This is a genomic window from Candidatus Marinimicrobia bacterium CG08_land_8_20_14_0_20_45_22, from assembly GCA_002774355.1.
Taxonomy (GTDB): Bacteria; Fidelibacterota; UBA2242; order UBA2242; family UBA2242; genus 0-14-0-20-45-22.
In genome coordinates this window covers 1-5,028 of the sequence record PEYN01000146.1, presented here as the reverse complement: position 1 = coordinate 5,028, position 5,028 = coordinate 1, and the positions used below count along the sequence as shown (strand labels likewise).

Annotated in this window: 5 protein-coding genes; all 5 read right to left on the bottom strand. The window is 44.1% G+C overall.

Annotated elements, in window-relative coordinates; all coding sequences use genetic code 11:
- Positions 1–1,465 (bottom strand): cell division protein FtsH (locus tag COT43_08495; GenBank protein PIS27836.1); only part of this gene is annotated, 1,465 nt, incomplete at its 3' end.
- A gap of 171 nt (positions 1,466–1,636) precedes the next feature.
- The gene (hpt, locus tag COT43_08490; GenBank protein PIS27835.1) at positions 1,637–2,194 is read right to left on the bottom strand and encodes a hypoxanthine phosphoribosyltransferase; all 558 of its coding nucleotides are present in this window, start codon (positions 2,192–2,194) and stop codon (positions 1,637–1,639) included.
- Positions 2,191–3,579 (bottom strand): tRNA lysidine(34) synthetase TilS, encoded by a 1,389-nt coding sequence (gene tilS, locus COT43_08485; protein PIS27834.1) that lies wholly within the window; start codon positions 3,577–3,579, stop codon positions 2,191–2,193. The genes hpt and tilS overlap by 4 nt, the downstream gene beginning before the upstream one ends.
- A 3-nt stretch (positions 3,580–3,582) precedes the next feature.
- Complete coding sequence (locus COT43_08480; protein PIS27833.1) at positions 3,583–4,233, bottom strand: hypothetical protein; 651 nt, start codon at positions 4,231–4,233, stop codon at positions 3,583–3,585.
- 7 nt (positions 4,234–4,240) lie between these two features.
- On the bottom strand, positions 4,241–5,028 hold a 788-nt coding region (locus tag COT43_08475), incomplete at its 5' end, for a hypothetical protein (protein ID PIS27832.1).

Here is a 5,028-nt window from a genome sequence, read left to right as displayed (position 1 = left end):
TCGTCAATTCATTAAAAATGATCTTTTCCGCGGCTCTTCCGCCGAGAAGAATGCTCAGCGTTCCGAGAATATAGGACCGTGAATAATTATGTCGTTCGTCGATTGGTAACTGGTGCGTGAGCCCCAGTGCTCTACCGCGCGGAATAATCGTGACTTTGTGAATCGGATCGGCGCCCGGAATGTTGATCGCGACGAGTACGTGCCCAGATTCGTGGTAGGAAGTCAGATTCCGCTCTTTGTCGGAAATGTAAAGGCTCTTGCGTTCGACGCCCATCATCACTTTATCCTTCGCTTCCTCGAAGTCGGACATTTCGACCTCTTTTTTATTTTTCCGAGCGGCGAGAAGTGCGGCTTCGTTGACGAGATTGGCGAGATCGGCGCCGACAAGTCCGGGTGTACTTTTAGCGATGATTTGCAGATTAACATCTTTCCCAATGGGAATTCGTTTGGTGTGAACTTTTAGAATGCCTTCGCGCCCGATGACGTCCGGAACATCCACAACGATTTGCCGGTCAAAACGTCCCGGCCTGAGCAGTGCGGAATCCAACACATCCGGACGATTGGTCGCGGCGAGAATGATGACGTTCGTGTTTTCATCAAATCCATCCATTTCGACAAGAAGTTGATTGAGCGTTTGCTCGCGTTCGTCGTGCCCGCCGCCGATTCCGGCTCCCCGATGGCGACCGACCGCATCGATCTCGTCGATAAAAATGATGCACGGCGCGTTCCGTTTTCCTTGTTCGAAAAGATCGCGAACCCGAGATGCGCCAACGCCAACGAACATCTCGACGAAATCGGCGCCACTGATACTAAAAAATGGAACGGCGGCTTCGCCTGCGACGGCTTTCGCCAGTAATGTTTTCCCTGTTCCGGGCGGACCGAGCAATAATGCGCCTTTTGGAATTTTCCCACCAAGTCTTGAAAATTTGGCTGGAGATTTCAGGTATTCGATGATTTCCTTAAGTTCTTCTTTGGCTTCGTTACAACCGGCGACGTCATTAAACGTCGCTTTCGGCCGATCGGATGTCCAAAGCCGCGCTTTGCTCTTTCCGAATCCGAAAAGACCTTTGTTGTTTTGCCCTTGCATCCGGCGAATGAAAAAAAGAAATATACTGATGAAGATAATAAACGGTAAGATATTTACTAAAAAACTTGCCCAATTGCCGGTTTTTTCCTTAAAAGTGTATTTCAGTCCAACAGCGTCCCAGTCTTTTAGCATCGTATCGTTTACGAAAGGGAGAGGGACCATGAATCTATCCGCATTGATTGTGCGCTTACCGACCGTTAATGCTGTTTTCTGTATCAGTACTCCATGAAATTCCTTGTCGATGATCGTCGCTTCTTTAATCGTCTTAGTCGTCAGGAATTCCTTGTATTGTGGATAGGTGATGACGACTTCCTCATCGCCGCTTTTACCTAAAATTTGAAGGAGAAGTATTGAACTGACAATGATAACAAGCCACATAAATGACGTTTTGGAGGCTTTTTTCCATTTAAAATCGTTACCAGGCTTATCCATTTTCGGCTGGATGGGTGTCTTACCGCCTGGATTGGAAGTATGTTGCTTGTTTTTTCCGTTGTCTTCGTTATTCGTGTTATTCTGTGATTTTTTCATATATAATTGTGATACCTTTTTCTATTTAAAAGCATAAATGGATTTTAGGTTTCTGAGTTTTTGTGCCAGATCCAGTCCGTAACCGACAACAAATTTATTCGGAATCTTGAATCCGAGATAATCGATCGGAAAGTCGATATTAGTCAACTCCTTTATGAGAAGCGCGGCGAACCGGACGGAGCGCGTGTTGCTTTCCTCCAACCGCCGTTTAATGAATTTAATAGTTAGTCCCGAGTCGATGATGTCCTCAATGACGATCACATCCCGGTTTGTGATGTCGCAACTGATGTCTTTCAACAGGAGAACCGTACCGCTGGATCTCGTCTCGTCCATGTACGAGGAAATCTTGATAAAATCTACCTCGCCGTTGATGCTGATTTCCCGAAACAGATCGGACATGAAAATGAAACTGCCGTTCAGGACTCCGATGAAAATCGGAATTCGGCCTTCATAATCAGAGGAAATCTGCGCCGCCAGTTCGGTGATGCGTTTTTTGATTTCTTCCTCTGAGATGAGTATTTGCAATTCCTGTCCGGAATATTTTCCAAAATTTTGGCCGAGTATCATCTTATCTGTCATATATCATTCTCCATATAAGTTAGTTTCAGTATGTTTTGAGTTCGGTGAGTGATGCGATATTCGTTTGCGATAGCCAAACCGCATACCCAGATGATTCCGCGATGACCTGTTAGCAAAGGAATCCTATCTTTCTTGATGACAGGAATTTTGTTATTTATAAAAATATCGCTTACTTTTTTGATACCGGAGAAGCCGAAAGGTTTCAATTTGTCTCCGTTTTGCCATTTTCTGACGGTGATTTCTTTTTCGATGAGATCCCTATCGATAAATTCAATATTTCGGTGATGATCTTGCGACCGAAATTCTTCGATTGATGAAACCTGGCAAGAAATCTGAAATGATTTTGTTTGAAGCGTTTCGCCTTCCCGTAGAATTTTGCCGTCCCAGTCATCCGGTTCGCGCTTGTAAAGAACCAAATTGTCTCGATCTACATTCGCAAAAATACTATCGGTCATCTTTAGCCATTTACCGGTTAAACCGTTCTGAATCATTGTCACTATCTGTTCCATCGCCTTATTTCCGGGTGCTTGGTAATTGGATTCTAACTGATACAAACCCTGTCTGATGATCTCTTTTTCAACAGCGATAAAATAGTTTTTTAGACGAGATATTTCAAGCACAATCTCATGCGAGGATTGGCGGACGATTGTTTCGGTCAGAGCGTTCACTGCGTAACGGGTGATTGCGTCATGCACTTCCGACAGCATCTTTGCCATTTCATTCGTTGTTTTGATTAATCCCGGATTCAGTTCCTTGGTAATTTTCGGAATGATTGAATTTCGGATAATATTTCTCAAGCAACATTCTTGGAAATTCGTAGAATCTTCTCTGAACTGGAGATGATTTTTTTCCGCGTAACCATAGATTTGTTCTTTCTGAGAAAAAAGTAATGGACGGATGATATTGCCGCGCTTCAAGAGAATGCCTTCCAACCCTTTCAAACTACTGCCTCGAAGAAAGCGGAGGAGCACCGTTTCTGCCTGATCGTCCGCTGTATGCGCGGTTGCTATAATGGAATTTTTATATCGTTCCGCGACTTCGGAAAAAAATGCGTAACGCAGTTCGTGTCCGGCTGTTTCATCTGATAAATTGTGTTCTTTTGCATAATTTTTTACATCGACGGAAGTCGTGAATAATGGAATTTTCATTTGTTCACAGAATTTTCGGACGAAAGTCTCATCTCCGTCAGATTCGGTGCTTCGAAGTTGGTGATTTACATGAACTGCGATAATTTGAATATTGAATTGGTTTTGATAAATGGAAAAAAGGTGAGTCATAACGACTGAATCCGCACCTCCGGATAGTCCAACGACGACAGTCTCAACGTTTTCCAACAGGTGATGTTTTTTTAGGAAATGTTTAAACTCAATAATCAACTTTTGCATTTCTTATGCCGGAACTGATTTGCGTTTTAAATAAGGATTGCTTCGGAGTTCTTCGCGGATTGTTGTTTGTCGTCCGTGACCGGGATAGACTGTTAAACTTTCAGGAAGAGCCGATAGTTTTTCCAGACTTTCCTTCAGCAATTTCCATGAGCCACCCGGTAGATTGATACGGCCAACCGATCCGGCGAAAAGCGTATCTCCGGATAAAAGTGAGTCGCCGATCTGAAAGCAGACGCTTCCCGGCGTATGCCCCGGTGTGTGGATCACCTGAAACTCTAATTTCCCAAATGTAAGCGTTTTTTCCCGATCAATCCATTCGAGGTTATTTGGCAAGTCGAATTCTCCGAATCCAAGCATTTGTCCAAGTATCGTAGAAGTCTCCAGCGTTTGACGATCGTCTTGGTGAATGTAGCATGGAACGGGAAATGACTTTTGGATAGCGCTGATCGCGGAAATATGATCCGGATGAGCGTGTGTACAGAGAATGGCGAGCGGATTCAGTTCATTTATTTTGATGAAGGAAAGGATTTTTTCCGGTTCCGCTCCCGGATCGACCAAAACCGCAGAGTTGTCCGTCTCGTCGGAAATGATCCAGACGTTTTGATAAAAGGGATTCGTAATGATAGAGTGAAGGTTCATTTTAATTTTTATCAACTCCGATTCAATCGAAAGTCATTGAAAGATTTACTCCGGGTAAAATCTTATTTTTGTGGGGGATCAGTGTTGGTGCTATAGAAAAGGAATTAGTTTCCTTCGTAGCCGAATTCGCCTCGGAACGAATATCGATGACCCGGCTCGTTAAATAATAACCGCCAAGACTTCCGACGATAGCGGCGACATCATAAACTTTTGCCTCATCAACTTCGAGAATGACGGGAATTCCCGCCGCAAAGAATCCACCGGAAATCGCGCCAAGAAACATCAAGATGGATTGACCTGTCGTATAGTCTTTCTTCAGGATGAACCGATCCATCGCAATGGCGCCGCCAATACTTCCGGCCGCCTGTACTAAACTTTGCATTTTTAAATCATCAGATGCCAGTGATAATAAATCATATACAAAAATGCCATAAATCGATCCGGTTAATCGTCCCCAAGTGAGCATTAATCCATCACCGAATGTGTATTGCCGGTTGCGGAAGAATTTATTTTCGAACCATGTACCGAGCGGATAACCAAGGGTGTAACATAGCATATGGCATTTCTCCCATTGCTCACGGTCTTTTTCGTACGCTGTATATTTCCGATTATAGTCCTGCTGATATACTTTCAAATCAACATTCGGATTCCAATTATAGACCGGTGGTTGTGGCTCTGTGGTGAGTAGGTAGAAAACTGAACCTGATGTTTGTGCCCCAATTTCGCCCCATTGCGTCATCGCCCATGATTGACCGAGTGATGGTTTCCATTTTTGATAATAGCGATCTCCAAGAACGGCTCCAGCCGGAA